The 17,411-nt window shown below is 42.2% G+C and carries 8 protein-coding genes and 7 pseudogenes; 8 read left to right on the top strand and 7 right to left on the bottom strand.

The genetic code is table 11. The annotated features are described in order from the left end of the window. Window positions 1–155 precede the first annotated feature (155 nt). Together ACOBWA_RS14335 and ACOBWA_RS14330 are read left to right on the top strand one after the other, a co-directional pair. Window positions 156–1,852 (top strand): annotated as a pseudogene (locus ACOBWA_RS14335) (ATP-binding protein). 204 nt (window positions 1,853–2,056) lie between these two features. Continuing rightward, window positions 2,057–2,236: a hypothetical protein gene (locus tag ACOBWA_RS14330; protein WP_420229738.1), complete on the top strand. Its 180-nt coding sequence runs from the start codon at window positions 2,057–2,059 to the stop codon at window positions 2,234–2,236. A gap of 38 nt (window positions 2,237–2,274) precedes the next feature. On the opposite strand, the pseudogene ACOBWA_RS14325 reads toward ACOBWA_RS14330, so the two are convergent. Further along, window positions 2,275–3,749 (bottom strand): annotated as a pseudogene (locus ACOBWA_RS14325) (ATP-binding protein). Window positions 3,750–4,175: 426 nt separating this feature from the next. On the opposite strand from ACOBWA_RS14325, the gene rpsP reads away from it, so the two are divergent. From rpsP to rplS, 4 genes are all read left to right on the top strand, one after another. Further along, window positions 4,176–4,445, top strand: a complete 270-nt coding sequence (rpsP, locus tag ACOBWA_RS14320) for a 30S ribosomal protein S16 (RefSeq protein WP_021812802.1) — start codon at window positions 4,176–4,178, stop codon at window positions 4,443–4,445. A gap of 165 nt (window positions 4,446–4,610) precedes the next feature. Further along, window positions 4,611–5,144 (top strand): ribosome maturation factor RimM, encoded by a 534-nt coding sequence (rimM, locus tag ACOBWA_RS14315; protein ID WP_101205950.1) that lies wholly within the window; start codon window positions 4,611–4,613, stop codon window positions 5,142–5,144. Between the two features lie 77 nt (window positions 5,145–5,221). Continuing rightward, window positions 5,222–5,986 carry a tRNA (guanosine(37)-N1)-methyltransferase TrmD gene (trmD, locus tag ACOBWA_RS14310; protein ID WP_420229737.1) on the top strand — a complete coding sequence of 255 codons (765 nt, stop codon included), beginning with the start codon at window positions 5,222–5,224 and terminating at the stop codon, window positions 5,984–5,986. Between the two features lie 205 nt (window positions 5,987–6,191). Further along, window positions 6,192–6,635 carry a 50S ribosomal protein L19 gene (gene rplS, locus ACOBWA_RS14305; RefSeq protein WP_420229736.1) on the top strand — a complete coding sequence of 148 codons (444 nt, stop codon included), beginning with the start codon at window positions 6,192–6,194 and terminating at the stop codon, window positions 6,633–6,635. 198 nt (window positions 6,636–6,833) lie between these two features. Here the strand turns inward: rplS and ACOBWA_RS14300 are convergent, their stop codons facing one another. Continuing rightward, entirely contained in the window at window positions 6,834–7,394 is a 561-nt protein-coding gene (locus tag ACOBWA_RS14300) for a DUF4442 domain-containing protein (RefSeq protein ID WP_102092092.1), read from the bottom strand. 512 nt (window positions 7,395–7,906) lie between these two features. Here ACOBWA_RS14300 and ACOBWA_RS14295 point away from each other — a divergent pair. Next, a pseudogene (locus ACOBWA_RS14295) lies at window positions 7,907–9,429 on the top strand (DUF3360 family protein). A 153-nt stretch (window positions 9,430–9,582) separates the two neighbouring features. Further along, window positions 9,583–11,426 (top strand): annotated as a pseudogene (gene uvrC, locus ACOBWA_RS14290) (excinuclease ABC subunit UvrC). Window positions 11,427–11,553: 127 nt separating this feature from the next. On the opposite strand, the pseudogene ACOBWA_RS14285 reads toward uvrC, so the two are convergent. The 5 genes and pseudogenes from ACOBWA_RS14285 to hsdR all read right to left on the bottom strand — a co-directional run. Beyond that, a pseudogene (locus tag ACOBWA_RS14285) lies at window positions 11,554–12,128 on the bottom strand (dihydrofolate reductase). Between the two features lie 64 nt (window positions 12,129–12,192). After that, a pseudogene (gene thyA / locus ACOBWA_RS14280) lies at window positions 12,193–12,477 on the bottom strand (thymidylate synthase); the annotation flags it as partial. 217 nt (window positions 12,478–12,694) lie between these two features. Then, window positions 12,695–14,419 (bottom strand): restriction endonuclease subunit S, encoded by a 1,725-nt coding sequence (locus tag ACOBWA_RS14275; protein WP_420229735.1) that lies wholly within the window; start codon window positions 14,417–14,419, stop codon window positions 12,695–12,697. Window positions 14,420–14,445: 26 nt separating this feature from the next. Continuing rightward, window positions 14,446–15,921: an N-6 DNA methylase gene (locus ACOBWA_RS14270; protein ID WP_420229734.1), complete on the bottom strand. Its 1,476-nt coding sequence runs from the start codon at window positions 15,919–15,921 to the stop codon at window positions 14,446–14,448. Between the two features lie 107 nt (window positions 15,922–16,028). Continuing rightward, a pseudogene (hsdR, locus tag ACOBWA_RS14265) lies at window positions 16,029–17,385 on the bottom strand (EcoAI/FtnUII family type I restriction enzme subunit R); the annotation flags it as partial. Between the last annotated feature and the right edge of the window lie 26 nt (window positions 17,386–17,411).

Genomic DNA, 17,411 nt, shown 5'->3' with positions numbered 1-17,411 from the left:
GGATGATTGCTGCATATGGATTAAAATACGGTAATTAAAAGTCAAAGTTAAAGTCTATCCCTATTCGATCATGTTCGATATCGTCAAACACATAGCAATACCTATATGTTTGATGATATTGGCAATCTCTATTTATTAAGTTGGTCACGGCACGTATGTCATTAGTCTCTTCTTTAAAACACAGTATTTTTGTTCGTATCTATGCTGGGCTACTTATAGTCTGTTTGTGTGTGGCACTGTTTGCGCAGTTATTGATGGATACCATCAATAAGGAGCGTGTCCAGTCCTATCGTGAAAATATGGCAAAGGGCGCGTTTCATTTGGTGAGTGAAGGCATCTCTCACCAAAATAGCGAAGAAGAGCGTGAATATTGGTTATCAGATGCGAGTAGTTTGTTTGGTACTACTTTTAAAGTCTTGCCTATTGATGAAGTAGATTTTAGCGCCAGTGAGCTACGCCGTTTTAAAAATGATAATACCGTTGTACGTTATTTCAACCAGCCTGTATATGCAGATGTTTATTATCGCTTGCCGGATAATAAGAGTATATTAACAGCGAGAATCTCACAGGTTACCGAGCAGCAAGTACGGGCAATCGCGGTATTTCTGTTAGATGATTTGTCTTATCACATGACACTATCGGACAAGCGCGCACGTTTGGCTGAATTGGAGAAAAAGTTTTCTTTTCCTTTAGCGTTTAAAGCAGTTAATACGCTTGAGTTAGATTCAGATCAGATGGCTCGTCTGCGTCGTGACGAAGTCGTCATATCACTGCAAGATACTAACAGTAGTACGAGTAACTCTGCTATTAGGGTAATAGTACCCTCTGAAATCAATGATATGGCAATTTTAATTGGGCCTATACCGTTATTTAACTGGTTCCCGCTTAACTTAATTATTAGTATGATTCTTATCAGTATGTTCCTAATTAGCTTAGGTGTATATGCGCTCATCTTCCCGCTTGAGCGTAAGCTGCAATTGATTCAGGTAGGTGTGAATGAGGTCAGTCAAGGTAACCTTGATATTCAAGTACAGGTTATTGGTCAAGATGAAATAGCACGTTTGTCAGCAACTTTTAATTCCATGACCTCGCATATTAAGCGTTTGATTGAATCACAGCGAGAGCTTACCCGAGCGGTTTCACATGAGCTTCGTACGCCAGTGGCTCGTATTCGATTTGCCGTAGATATGCTTGCTGATACGGATGACGAAGACTCACGTTTTATGCAGCGTGACTATATTGATGAAGATATTGAATCGCTTAATGGTTTGATTGATGAGATTTTGACCTATGCTAAGCTTGAGGAAGGGTCACCAAAGTTAGATTTAGAACCAGTAAACTTAAGAGAGCTGTTAGAGCAGATCGAGCGCGAAACCAATGCGCTAGGTAAACCTATCAAAATAGTAACCAGTCTGCCAAATGCAAAAGTAACAGCAGTGGCAGATAGACGCTACTTACACCGTGTGATTCAGAATCTTGCAGGTAATGCGTTACGCTATGCAGAAACGACTATTATCATTAGTGCTGGTGTCAAAAAGGTAATGCCTTCGTCAGTGTCGAAGATGATGGACATGGTATTCCTGAAGCAGATCGCGAAAAAGTATTCATTCCATTCTCACGCTTAGATGACAGCCGTACACGCGCGTCAGGTGGCTATGGTTTAGGCTTGTCTATTGTATCGCGTATTGCCTTTTGGTTTAATGGTAGTATGAAAGTAGATGAGAGTCGTGAGTTAGGCGGGGCAAGGTTTGTGATGACATGGCCTATTAAACCGTTGACACAAATTCTTGCTGCTGATGAATTGACGCAAGAGAAAAGCGAGCGCGACTTTGATACTAAGTTGTCAGATTAGACCAAGTTATAGAGCTAAGCTATAAGAGCAAGCTATCAGACTAAATCATCAGACTAAATTATCAGGCTAGGCCATAATTATTAGTCATGTTGCTAAAGAAAATAAGCGTCATTTTAACGGTATAACAGGATACAGCTTTATAGCAAGATGACGCGCTCGTCGCTATTTTTAAGACAGTTGGACAATGTCATAGGAGGGCATAGGATGCCATATTTATTTGGTGGCTTGGTAGTGTTGAATGCGATTACGCTAGGCTATTATTTATTCTTAAAACAGCCATCAAGGACCCAAACACTACAAACAGCTCAGGCTGAAATTACCCAGCCACTAGCTTTTACTAACAGTGCTGAGTATATTCCGCCGGCTATTGGTAGCAAAGACTAGCGTTGACCTCTTTGCTTATTCAGATTAAAGTTTCATCACTATTTTGAATTTGGTACCGTATTGTCTACCTCAGATACCTCTTCTACTTCAGCCGCTAACGTAGTATCTCCAGCGACTTTAGAGAGTAGGGGAATGCGTACACATACTTGTAGCCCACCTTCAGGGTGGTTAATGGCTTCAACAGTACCGTGATGTAATCGTGCAATACGATCAACAATTGCAAGACCTAGTCCGCTACCTTGAGTAGTCCGTGCCGTCTCTCCACGTTCAAACGGTTGCATAATCCGCTCTAATTGATCGTCAGCGACGCCATCACCGCAATCTCGTACACAAATCACTAGCTGTTCTTGAGCTTCTTTGTTTACCACATTTTCGCTGACCACATCCGTATCTTCGTCTTCGACAGTTTCTATAAATGTCGGTACAACCGTTGCCGATAAATAAATAGGTGGTTTTCCATAACGATTGGCATTATTAACCAAGTTGATAATCAGACGCTTGATAGATAATGGACGTACAGGAACCACCTTGTCGCATTCTGACTCATATACAAACTTCATTGGCGCAAACTGCACCATGACTTCATTAAATATAGTGTCTAGGTTGGTCAAGCTGACTGGCTCATCAGAACCATCTTTCATAAATGAAATGAACTGCTCTAAAATGGCATCCATATCCTCAATATCGTAAATCAGCCCTTCACGAAAAAAATCATCTGGTAGCATCTCTGCAGTTAAGCGCATACGTGTCAACGGCGTCCGCAAATCGTGTGAGATGCCGGCAAGCATGATTGTTCGCTCTTTTGCGCTTGGTTTAAGGTCGTAAACAGTCGGTTAAACGCCATATTAACTTGACGTATTTCTGTGGGACCTTTCTGAGTGGGCAGTGTGGTTGCATGACCGAGACGAATATAGTTAGTAGCTGCCCGCTGTAGGTAGCGTAGCGGGCGATTTAACTGACGGGCTAATAGAATAATCGTTAGTAGCGATAGGATAGGCAGGCCGATCAAAAATAGCACCAGTAACGTCGGGCTATATTGTGAATAGTAAACCACAGGCTCACGCACCCAAAAACTATCATCACGGCTGTCTTGTACCCATAGCTGAGGTGTTGGCTTAAATTTAAAATAGACCTCTACAGGGCGGCCGAGCTGTGCACCGATTTCACGTTGTAGTACGTCAGTAAAAAAGCTCACGAATGGCTTGTCAGCGACTTCTGGAAAGTCGCTTGGGTTATTCACCACGACGACATGAGAGTGCTGGTAAATCCATTGACGTACTTCGGGACGACCTTGCCAGTCTTTATTGACGCTATTGATCAGCTGTAATTCACTCGTTAAATAACGCGCATGGTTTTTTAGCTCTGGCAGATACAGACTGCGCCAAAAGAACAAAATTGACAAGCTCACACTGATAAGCACGATAAAGGCAACCATCAAGGTCGTTAGCCAAGTGTTGGAATAAGAGCGTGGCAGCCAACCTTTACGACGCGGCTTTGGGTTTGGAGAGATCATATGGGTCCAACAGAGTAAAAGAAAAGTTAGTGTGATATAGCGTGTAGCTCTCTAATTGCGATCGCCTTAAGGCTAGTCCGTGCATCAATCTATAGCGATATATCATAGAATAGCATAATCAATAAATAGTACTGATACAGTATGCAATCGACGAGCGAGCTAAGTAGTTATTAGAATAGATGTAAAGTTAAGCTTAAGGATAAATGTATTTAGCAATCATCTATTCTTCAGAGAGAGCAATAGTAATCTATAGAATCTAAAGAAAAACTTTAAAAATAAGCCATTGTTATCAGTTATATTTTACTTAGGTCAACATTTAAGCTATTGTTAATAAATAATTAAATATGCACAGTTTATGTTTTCAACAAATAAAGACTGTGATATAATTATGCCCTTTTTGGTATACCTGCGAAAGAGAGAATTCACATGGTTGTTATTCGTTTAGCACGGGGCGGTGCCAAGAAACGCCCATTTTATCAAGTAGTTGTTGCTGATCAACGCCGCGCGCGTGACGGTCGCTATATTGAAAACATCGGCTTTTTTAACCCACTCGCTAAAGAGTCTGAAGAAGCAGTACGCCTAAACATGGAAGCGTACAATGCGTGGATCGCAAAAGGTGCACAACCTTCAGATCGCGTTGCTTCATTAGCAAAAGCTTACAACAAGTCTGCAGCTCAAACTGAAGCAACTGCTTAAGTTTTAGTTGTTACTGAGATGTTCGTAGCAAAACTATGATATGACTCAGTAGACTTTAGAATACATAGCGTAACTGGTCTGACCAGGGTGCGCCATTAACTGTTTATCGCTTTTGACGCAATTGTTTTTGCAATTGCTGTTTTAATCATTGTTAGGTTAGCTGCTATGTCATCTGTTCCAAACGCTAGTGCCCTTATGAAAATTGGTCAGCTTAAGAAGCCTTACGGCATTAAAGGCTGGCTTTGGGTATTCAGTGATACGGATGACCGTACAGCGATATTCGACATGAAGCCGTGGTGGATGAAAACTGCCACTGGCATGAAACCTTTAACTGTGAAGGCTTGGCGTGAGCAAGGAACAGGAATTGTGGCTCAATTTGAGCAGATTCCTGATCGTAATGTTGCTGAGACTATGAACGGTGTTACCGTTTGGGTCGAACAAAACGTCCTACCTGAAACAGCTGAAGACGAATATTATTGGTCGGATTTGGTCAGTCTGCGCGTGATGAACGAGCAGGATGAGTATCTAGGTAATATCACTGAAATGTTTGAAACCGGTGCCCATGACATCATGCGTGTAACGGCAAATTCAGACAGTTTGGACAATGAAGAACGCCTGATTCCATGGCATAAGCAGACTGTAATAGAAGTCAATATGACTGAAAAAACAGTGCTTGTGGCATGGCCGAGTGATTACTAATAGCGTTTCTGGCTTTTTAGTCAGATGTTGTTAGTACTTACACCGATTGTTTTAGCCTTAACGCAAGTAGACATCAGATGTATTTTGCCGTAATTAGTATTTTTCCTGAGATGTTTGCCACGATTCGTGAGTTTGGAATCACGGGCCGAGCAGTGACTCAAGAACAAGTTACGATTGAATGCATCAATCCACGTGATTATACCACCGATAACTATCGCCGTATTGATGAGCGCCCTTATGGGGGTGGTCCTGGGATGGTGATGATGGCTGAGCCATTATCGAAAGCCATTGAGGATGCACGATTGCGTGCCAGTCAACATGGTTGCCGTGTCGATAGTGAGCACTGTCCGGTGATTTATATGTCACCGCAAGGACATACGCTTAGTGAGAGTAGCGTAGTCAATATGACTGATTACGATGGCATGATTTTATTATGCGGTCGTTATGAAGGTATTGACGAGCGTTTACTATCACAATATGTCGATATGGAAGTATCGTTAGGTGATTACGTGTTGACTGGTGGCGAGTTGCCAGCAATGGTGCTGATGGATAGTGTGATACGTCGTCTGCCCGATATCATGGGTGATGACAAGTCAGCGGAGCAAGACTCTTTTGTCGATGGCTTGCTTGACTGTCCACACTATACTAAGCCGCATGAGTTTGCAGGTATGGCGGTTCCTGAGGTATTACTTTCAGGTCATCATGCCAATATCGCTAAGTGGCGTTTTAGTCAGCAAGTTAGTCGTACGCAAACGCGTCGTCCAGACTTATGGCAAGCGTTTACTCCAACCGTAGAGCAAGCGAAGTGGTTGAAAGCATTGGCCAAAGCAGATAAAAAGTAGATTTTTAAAATCTGACTTTATTGTTACTAGGTTTGATAAACAGTTAAGAAACAGAATTTTGAGCAATAATAAAACGAGTCATCACATAGTGGCCGTTGGTTATAACCCATTTACGTTGTGTCTCACTATAAAGAGATGCGATTAATTATTACAAACAGGTGATATGCGTTAAGCCTCTATTATCTAATGTGAGGAGATAACTCTCATGAGCAACAAGCATCCATTGGTTCAGGTCATCGAAAACGCTCAATTGCTTGAGCGCCCAAACTTTGCACCCGGCGATACCGTTGTGGTACAAGTAAAAGTACGTGAAGGTGAGCGTGAGCGTTTACAGGCTTTTGAAGGCGTTGTAATTGCTAAGCGTAACCGCGGTCTAAACTCAGCGTTTACCGTACGTAAAATCTCAAGCGGCGTTGGTGTTGAGCGTGCATTCCAATTGCATTCACCAATCATCGATAGCATTGAAGTGAAACGCCGCGGTGCTGTTCGCCGTGCGAAACTGTACTACTTACGTGAGCGTTCTGGTAAATCAGCACGTATCCGCGAAAAACTTGCGCCACGTCCAGCTCAGAAAAAACTGACGCTGGTGTACCTGATGCAGTTGATACTGCACCTGGTATCTAAGCACAAGTTTGCCGTTTTGAATTAGTCCTATAATTTTAGGATTGGCTCAAGACAAGGTAATAGTAGATACAAGCCCTTATTCATAGGTTTATTTATAAATAAGCGGGCCATACCAAAAAGACGAAACCCCAATCTATGCGAAAGCTAGATTGGGGTTTTTGTATGTATAGCATTAATAATTTGAGTTTTATCAGCTCTGATAGTGCCAGTTATAAGCTAAAACTTATTGAGCATCAAATGTATCGATGCGGTTGACTTGCTCTTTGGACTTACTGTATTTGCGCAGTCTAATGTATAAAGTCTTGGTAACGGTTGCAATGAGCTTTTGCTGCTCATCAACGATATCGACTTTATATTCACGGAATACCGCTTCGCCTTCTTTTGCTAGATCTTGAATAGTAATAATTTCAGAGCTAGGTATTTTCATGCGTGCAGTGACTTTGCTATTGCCAGGCGCAATGAAATCAATGTGTGAGCTCTTGTCCCACACTACATAATTGCTACCCAGTTGATGCATCAGCATGAGCATATAAAAAGGGTCAACCATCGAATACAAGCTACCACCAAATTGAGTACCGACGATATTTTTGTTCAGAGTGTTTAGTCCCATGCTGACTACGCACAAACCCTGATCGAGACTAATATGATCGATTTTGATACCTGCGCCAATGTATGGTGCATAAGTATTAAGGCGTAGCTTTAATAAATGCGGTGTCAGCAATGGCATGATGCTTTGCTTGGCCCGACGTTTCAAAGTCTCAAGGTTGGTAGGTAATACGCTCATAAACTTGTCCTGTTGCCTTTTCTCAATTTTTTGATTGTATCAATAATGCGGTTTTACACAGTATCACTGGTAAATAAATCGATAAAAAGTATTTATCATAATTAAAAAGTACTCAGCCCGCTAGCTCTAAAGCGTAACCGAAATGACATATTTATGCCCACTTACAAGTAACGATCATTATTTACTATAACTATCTTTGCTATTCATCTATGTGATAAAAATCTACCTAGATGTAAACAATTGTCAATAAAATGGTCGTTTATCCTAATTCAAAGTCTATAACAGAGAGATTTTTTACTCATGGTTTTCTATTAAGGTTAATTTTGTCTCAAATAGAAACTTTAGTTTATATATTATAATGAGATACATAGTATCTTTAAATGGTTTTAGGTTCGCATTTCATCAAGTCTTGGCATACAATAGTTCGCAGTTTGTAATAGGCGCTTTGGTCTATGACATTAGAGCAGAGCGTGTGTAGTCAATCAAAGACGTAATCGACACAAGGAAATGTGATGAGTAACCCTCAGACCCCCTCTTCAGGGTCTAATCCGCCGACCTCGAACGTAAACCACGACAGTCAAGTACAAGGCAGTTATGTAGATTTGCATAAGCCCAGTTCTAGTTTCGACAGTCGTGATGCTTATTTAAACCATGAATTACAAATCATGCAGCCGAAACGCTGGCGTCCTAATTTACCATTCCGTGATTACCGTTTTGAATACGAAGATACTATTCCAGCAATGGCCGCGACCATTGGTAAAGTTGTTATGGTGGGCGCCATTGCAGCAACCTTTGCAGGTCCACTCGGCTTAGGTGATGCGTTTGTTCTAGAAAACGTACGCTACGAGCTATTGATCGTCTCCTTCTTTATTATCTTATTTTCGGGATTTTTATTGCCGACCGCCAACCTCGCTGGTACTCATGGTCCACTTATTCCTTTGATTCCTATTGTGGTAGCAGCTGGTGGGCACCCGATGGCCTTTGGTTTGCTTATCGGTGCTTTTGGTCTGCTCCTTGCGATTAGTAAAGGAGGAAGTCTACTAGCCAACTTAACCAGTAAAGGGGTGTGCGGTGGCCTCTTGATTTACTTGGGCTTTATTGGTACCACATCACAGGTCAAAAATCTCTTTGCTTGGGCAGAAGGGATTGGCATGTCGCATATCGCTTTCTTTATTATTCTTGCGACTATCCTGCTATATGCATTGCTCGAGCATTGGCAAAAACGCTGGCTCGCGGTTCCGCTAAGCTGTGTATTGGGTGGTGGTCTTGCATTTGCATTGGGCGCACCTTTTGAGTTCAAAACAGCACCAGGTCTACCAAACATGAACCCAATGTATTGGTGGGGTGAAAACACAGGTTGGATGTTAGGTCTGCCGACGATTGAAAGCTTCATTGTAGTATTGCCGTTTGCTATTTTGGCCGTGGCGATGTGGTCACCAGATTTCTTAGGCCATCAGGTATTCCAAAAATCAGCTATCCTAAGCGTACTGAAAAAGTGCTTATGGATATTGATGACACCATGACCAGTGCTTCATTTCGTCAGGTAGTCGGCTCTGTATTGGGCGGCTCCAACTTTGCGTCATCTTGGGGCACGTATATTGTTCCTGCGGCGATTGCTAAACGTCCAATTCCTGCCGGTGCTTTATTGACGGCTCTATTCTGTATTATCGCAGGAGTTTGGGGCTATCCGATGGATTTGGCCATTTGGCAGCCAGTGATGTGTGTGGCCTTGATCGTTGGGGTATTTATTCCATTACTAGAAGCTGGTATGGAGATGACGCGCGAAGGTAAAACCACGCAGTCTGCTGCTATCGTGGTATTCGCGTCGGCATTGGTTAACCCAGCCTTTGGTTGGTCGCTCACGTTATTGCTTGATAACTTGGGCTTGATTGGCTCTAAAGAGCGTAGTGCGAATTTGACTAAGATGAGCCGCTGGATCATACCAGGTATTATGTTCGTGGTACTGACAGGTGTCATGGCTATCGTTGGTATGCTGCCGGGTATCCCAGCACTGATGGCTAACTTCCGTCATTAGTAGTATGTGATTGGATAAACGATAATAGAACAAACTAAGCCGGCGAAAGCTGGCTTTTTCTGGGTAGCGCTGCGATAATAATTGGCTTGTAAAACAATGACTCCCGCCCCATAACTAGCAGTATTACTAAGATTTTTAAGAGCAATAAATTCTATGGTTAATGTCTCAGAATCGAGTCCTGTCGATGATAAAAAAGCCCGTCTTAAGCATCTGATTAAACGCCTGCCTAACTTGCCAGGGGTGTATAAGATGCTGGGTAAGAACGGCGATATATTATACGTTGGTAAAGCTAAGTCGCTAAAAAGCCGGGTAAATAGCTATTTTGCCAAGACGATAGATCATCCAAAGACACGGGCGCTAGTGGCGCGGATTCATAATATTGAGACTATCATCACGCGTAGTGAGACCGAAGCGCTGTTGCTTGAACAGAATCTAATCAAAGAGCATCGTCCACCTTATAATGTACTGCTGCGTGATGATAAATCCTATCTGTATGTGTTTATCTCAGCCGATAAGCCTTATCCACGCTTGGCTTATGGTCGCGGCAAAGGTAATCATCAAAAAGGTCGATTCTTTGGCCCGTTTCCCTCTGCACATGCGGCAAAAGAAACGTTGGTGTTGATGCAGAAGATGTTTCAAATGCGTCAATGTACCAATACCTTTTTAAGCAGCGTCAACGTCCTTGCCTTGAGTATCAGATCAAACGTTGCCGTGCGCCCTGTGTCGGTTTGGTATCGCCAGAAGAGTACGCAGAAGATGTGAACAATACCATCCGTTTTTTAAAAGGCGACTCTAGTGACATCCATAGTACGCTGATTGAAAAGATGGAAGCGTCAGCTGAAGCGTTAGATTTTGAAAAGGCGGTATTTTATCGCGATCAGCTGTCCATGCTACGTGAAGTACAAGCAAGGCAAGCAGTCTACACAGTACAAGGTGAGGCAGATGTGATTGCGATTGCCAGTCAGGCTGGCATGACCTGTGTGAACGTACTGACGGTACGTGGTGGACGTGTATTGGGTGGAAAAAATTATTTCCCAGATGTGGATAGTAGTGAGTCGTTAGCAGATAACCTATCAGCCTTCATTACGTCATTTTATTTCCAAGTGACCGATGATTTGCCCGCTGAAATCATATTGAGCCATCAGATACCAGATCAAGTGGCAGTAAGTGAAGCATTGGCAACGCATTTCGGTAATAAAGTAGTCATCAAGACCAATGTGCGTGAGCACCGTTCAGAGTGGCTGGACTTAGCAACACTAAATACCGGTAATGCATTAAAAACCAAGCTTGGCGATTATCTAGAGCTACATGCGCGCTTTGGTGCGCTAAAAGACGTACTGGCGACTGTCACTGATCGGACGATTGATCGTATTGAATGTTTTGATATTTCACATACGATGGGTGAGGCGACCATTGGTAGCTGCGTGGTGTTTGACCAAGGTGGCTCGCGCCGTCGAGACTACCGTCAGTATGCTATCCATGATATCCAAGGTGGCGATGACTATGCAGCGATGAAACAAGTGCTGACTCGGCGTTACAAGAAACAACCATTGCCGGACTTACTATTGGTTGATGGTGGTAAAGGTCAGCTTGGTATTGCCAAAGAAGTATTAACTGAATTGGGTATCCTTGGCGACACCTTGCTCATCAGTGTGGCAAAAGGGGAAGGGCGCAAGGCTGGGCTTGAGGTATTGCACTTTATCGATCACGAACCGTTAGATCTACCGATGGATAGCAAAGCATTGCATTTGCTGATGCATATTCGTGATGAGGCGCATCGTTTTGCGATTACCGCTCACCGTAAAAAACGCGATAAGCGTCGCTCATCATCAGTGCTAGAGGTAATACCGGGACTGGGTGAGAAACGTCGTCGTGACTTGCTCAATCATTTTGGTGGTATGCAGCAGTTGCTTGGCGCTTCACAGCAAGAGTTGGCAGGCGTACAAGGTATCGGACCAGTACTCGCAAAAACGGTTTATAAAGTATTGCACGAGTAACGGATTAGATATTATCAAGCAGCAGTTTTTATTGATTGTATACAAATAAGACTTTGTGAAGAGTAAACGAAAAGGGGCAGTCTTGGATAAGTAAAATTATCCAAGACTGCCCCTTTTTTAATAGGCTTTACTGCTTATCAGTTGTTACTTTATAAGTGGTAAATTTAAAGTTTAAATCGCTTTTTCATCGTGCATTTGCTCAGATTCGTCTGCTACTTTAAAGCGTTCTGGCAACTCAGGATAAAATGCATCGCCGTCTACAATATCAGTATCTACATGAGTCAGCTCAATACGGTCGGTGTACATCAGAGCGTCACTAAATACTCGCTCACCGCCAATCACCCAAATCGTATCGAGATGCGCGCCATGAGCCAGGCTAGCTGCTTGTGTCAGAGCATCGTCTAAGTTGTGTACCACATAGGCGTTACTGCTATCTGCAAGACCTTTTGTCTCAGCATAGTCCATCTGTGTGGTAACAATAAAGCTCACGCGCTTGGGTAATGGCTTACTACCCATTGACTCAAATGTTTTGCGACCCATAATTACGATACCTTGAATCTTACTATCGTTTTCTTTGGTCGTCATGCTTTTGAAATGTTGCAAATCTGCTGAGATATGCCACGGTAGCTCATTGTTTTTGCCGATACAGCGATTGCTACTAATAGCAGCGATTTGGGCAACTTCGGTATGGGCATAGCTCATAATATATCCTTTTTATTATATTCTTAAGTTTTGCTTTTATTTAGCGTAGTTAATCAAACTAACTTTATACGGCGACTTTTGCTTTGATAGCAGGGTGCGACTCATAGTCATTGACGCTAATGTCTTCGTAATCAAACGCAAATATGTCTTTTACTTCAGGATTCAAAGACAACGTCGGCAATTCATATAGCGAGCGAGTCAACTGTAGCTCAGCCTGCTCACGGTGGTTTTGATAAATATGACAATCACCACCTGTCCAAACAAACTCTCCAACTTCTAGACCACACACCTGCGCGATCATATGAGTCAATAGCGCATAGCTCGCAATATTAAAAGGCACGCCTAAAAAATTTACAACCCCTAATTTATGCACAAGTCGTTTTATTTTCTAATGTAGAGCGCTATATTCTGACTGTGCATTTTTAATTCTGCACAATACGGACTATGTGATCAGTCAGTTGTCCTTAGAAGTAATACCAACATTATCTGATTTACTGAGTGCATGTCTTGATAAGAGATATTATATCTTATCAAGACATATAAAACACTTAGCCCAGCACTAAAACTCACCCTAAAGCACGATCAACTAACGCATCGGTAAGCTGAACCTGTGTCTCTTGAGACTGCTGTAGTTTAACTTTTAACTGATCGCAAATATCAATTAGCTCGTCAACTTTAGCGACGATACGATGTTGTTCAGCTAGCGGTGGAACTGGGAATACTAGGTTTTTTAAAGCGTTTCCATTAACATTTGGCTGCCCTGTCCCCATTGCAGCTTCATATAGCTGTGACCAATAGCTTTTTGATTCTAAAAATACTTTTATATACCTTTCATATAAAGCATCTAGTTTTTGTACTCTAATTAAATAAGATGCAAATACGGATTTGACTGAGATATTTTGCACAAGGTATGATTTACCGACTGTACCTCCTGTTCGTGCAATCAAAATATCACCATCAGCTAAAAGATAATTACCTGCTTGTTTTGGCGTTATTTCGCACCCAGGCACATTTTCCCAGTTTACAGTGTTGTTTTGAATATCAGTAATACGCAACATTCTATAGTCAGTCAAAGATTCATTAGCTGAAGCTGTATAACCATAATGAATATTAGCAGAACAGTTGCCAAGCTTACTCCAATCCCACCCTTGTGGTAGCTCAAAAGGTTTCTCATCATCGCTAATTGACGGTAAAGGCTTTTCTTTCTTAATCTTCTTCTCTTTAACCAACTGCTCTTTTTCTTCAGCAATCTTTTCTAACAACACCGAAGCAGGTTCATCGTTTGGATTCTGCGGAACTAATTTACCCATTACTGCCAGTTGCAACACCGTTTGCTTTAGAGCGTCAATGCTTTGCTCGGTGATAAATAGGCTATCAAAATGCTCAGCAACTCTTGCCCAGTTTTGCGCTAATTCATCAGCGTCAGTGCTGTCTGTCAACGTGGCTAATAAGACTTCTACAAGCGTCGCATGAGCATCGATATTGTCTTCGGTTTGCTGCTCTAGCTGATCACATAGCACCATCAGTTCATCGACTTTGGCAATAATGCGTTTTTGTTCCTCTAATGGAGGCAAAGCAATCAAAATAGAGTTCATCTTAGCTTGATTCATCTTTGGTTGAGCAGAGCCAGTAATATAAGTCTCTAAAGAAATAGCATTAATATGAATACAAAGATAAAGAAGAAAATCTTCATTAATACCATCTATTACATGGGCATGATTATTAACCCAATACTTACCTCTTGCAATAAATGCAATAGGTGTTGACCTATTGACCAGATTAGCGCCGTCTTCACCAATAAGCAGCAATGGTTTTTCAAAAAGATAATCATCAATCTTATCTATAACACCAGATGCACCATAATAATCATAAGAACCTTGTCTATTTCGACGTACTTCTACGGATAAAGGGACTCTCTCTGGATCTCGGTTAAATGTTATCGCTCCAAAGCGACACAACTCCCAATTATTAGGTAGTTCCAAAAAATCTTCATCTCTTTTGATTTTAGCAACTGGTTTAGCCTCTCTAATTTTACCTTCTTTAATCAATTGAGCTCTTTCAATTGCTATTTTCTCTAACAAAACAGATGCAGGCTCATCATTAGTATCTTGTGGTACCAGCTTGCCACGTATTGCTAACTCTAAAATTAGCTTACGTAATTTTTTCATACCATATAGCTCATACTTTTTACTGCTGCCACGTCCACTAGTCGATTTAGCCAATATAGCGCTGGTCCAGATATCGATATGTTCAGTAATTAGTTGCTCTGGCTTGCTTATGTCTTTACTCATCTCTAAGCTCGTCCTTATATTCATAGCTACTTGCCCTCTGTCGTATTAGCAGACAGCGCAGCACCCAGTACATCTTTTAATTGGCTGCGTAACGTATCGATGCTCTGCTGCTGTTTGGCATAGTCAGCCAGTAGCTTATTAGGATCATAATCAATGACTTCGCCTTGATAAGGGTTGGAGATATCAAGGTTATAGTTACGCTCGATGACTTCATCAATGCTGACCTTCCAAGCGTGATTATTTTCGACACGACTGGCAAAGCCGTCAGACTCATCACCCCACCAATCAATCTCGGTTTGAAACTCTTCAAACTTCATTGGTTTGGTTTTGCTGTAGTTTTTGACGCCTTCAGGATAAGGATGCTCATAAAACCAAATATCTTTGGTTGGCTGACCTTTGGTAAAGAAGAGAATATTGGTCTTAATACCCGTATAAGGGTTAAACACACCGTTTGGTAAGCGCACGATAGTATGCAAATTACATTCTTCCGTCAGCATCTTCTTTAGCTTGGTTTTTACTCCTTCACCAAACAAAGTACCATCAGGTAATACGACGGCAGCGCGACCTTTGTCTTTCAAAACCTCAATGATTAATTGTAAAAACAAATCTGCCGTTTCGCGTGTTTGGAACTCAGCAGGGAAGTTCTTTTCGATACCGTGCTCTTCAGTGCCACCAAAAGGTGGGTTGGTTACGATGACATCAATATCACTATCCCAACTTGATAGCGGCTTATTTAGGGTATTATCGTGGCGTATCTGTACGGGAACTTCGATACCATGCAGCATCATATTGGTTGTACAGAGTAGATGCGGCAGTTGCTTCTTTTCAACACCCAGAATTTGTTTTTGTAGTATCTGATGATCTTCAGCAGTTTCAACATAGTTGTTTTTGACATGATCAAATGAGCAGGCCAAAAACCCACCTGTACCACAAGCTGGATCCATGACACGCTCACCTAGCTTTGGATCGACACGGTCAACGATGAAGCGTGTCACAGCACGAGGGGTATAAAACTCACCTGCATTGCCTGCACTCTGTAAATCACGCAACAGTTGCTCATAGATATCACCAAACAGATGGCGCTCATCTGAACGATTGAAGTCCACTTCGTTGAGTTTATTAATCACTTGGCGTAGCAGCGTGCCGTTCTTCATATAGTTGTAGGCATCGCTCAAACCCTGACGCACTACGAAGCCACGTGGGTTGGTATCTACTGGCGCTGTCAGGTTTTTTAGCTCAACGAATATCTCATCGTTTACGAACTCTAGTAGCTCCTCACCAGTGATGCCTTCAGGGTCAGCTGCCCAATTACGCCAAAGGTATTGCTCAGGGATGGGAGTTTTATAGTTTTCTTGTTCGAACTCAAGTGCTTCTTCTTGTGCATCAAATATCTTGAGAAACAATAACCATGACAATTGGCTTAAACGCTGGGCATCACCATCGACACCAGCATCTTGACGCATGATATCTTGAATAGATTTGATAACTGAACTGATTGACATGTTGTTTCTCTTTTTAATAAACGGTTGGTCTTAATAAACAGTATGAATAAAACAAGCCTCAATAAGAGGCTTAGATATATAGACTGTAGCTAATTTCTTCTAGTTACTTAAGCTTGTTTGGGTGGCGGTGCCCAATAGATTTCGTTTTCAAGATCACTAATGGCTTGCTGGTAATCTTTTTGCTACCAAAGCCTTGTTTAACAATTTCCATAGGACTACCTAGCTGATCAAGCGGCTTCACTTTAAGCACGTTTAGGCTTTCGATCTCTTCTACACCCGCATCAGCATATTTATCGAGCAAAGCGTTCAGTACTTTCTGAGCAGTGTCTGAATACTTGGTAAAGTAATTGCGCTTCTTAACTTCATTTGCACGTTCACGACGGGTTAAAGGTGGCTGATCATAGACAACATGGCAAATTAGGTCGAAGGGATCCATGTCCGAACCGATTTCTTCTTGCAACGCTTCCCAAATAATACCAGCGTTTGCCAGCTCATCAATGATGGTTTGTTTGCGCTCAGTATCGTTCCAACGCTTGGTAAACTCATCCAAACTAGCGAACTGCTTGGTGAAGGTTTTGCGAGTATAGTCCTGAAAAGACTCGGTGACTAGCTTGCCATCAGTATCATAATACTGGATACGCTGTGCTATGACTTGGACAGCTACACCTTTTACATGGTATTTTTTCGCAGGCTCACTGACACCCATATCATCACCCATACCAGCCCCTAAATCAAAGCCACTCTTATCATCTTGGGTTGTGTAGGCTAGATCAGTGCCATTCGCAATATCTAACTCTGCGTCTGACTCACCATTTACCACTTCGTCCAGCTCAACGCTTCCTTCATTAATCTGCGATGGCGTTACGGTCATGATACGTTCAGGAATACCATCGAAGCGCTCATCTGCAAATAGCTCAGTCGCTTTTTTGAAGTCGAGAATCGTAAACCATAGCTTGCCATATTTATCATTGATACGAGTACCACGGCCAATAACCTGCTTAAACTTGGTCATCGATTTGATATTTTGATCTAACACGATTAGCTTACAGGTTTGGGCATCGACGCCTGTTGTCATCAGCTCCGACGTCGTCGCTATCACTGGATAAGCTTTTTTGGATTAATGAAGTTATCGAGCTGCGCTTTGCCTAACTCATCATCACCCGTGATTTTCATGACATACTTTTCGTTCTTTTTGACTTGCTCGGGATTGCAGTTAATCAGAGCACGGCGCATGCGCTCTGCATGATCAATATCATTACAGAACACAATGGTTTTGGCCATTGGGTCAGTACGCTCAAGGTAGCTTGTGATGGTCTGAGCCACCAATTCAGTACGCTCATCAATCACCAGACTACGATCAAAGTCTTTTTGATTATAGATACGATCTTCAATCAACTCGCCATGCTTATCTGTCTGTCCTTTTGTTGGACGCCAGCCTTGCATATCGACATCGATATTGAACCGCCCCGACTTTATCGGAGAGTGATTTA

This window comes from Psychrobacter sp. ER1 (genome assembly GCF_048631835.1).
Classification (GTDB): domain Bacteria; phylum Pseudomonadota; class Gammaproteobacteria; order Pseudomonadales; family Moraxellaceae; genus Psychrobacter.
This window is presented reverse-complemented; position numbering and strand designations above follow the sequence as displayed.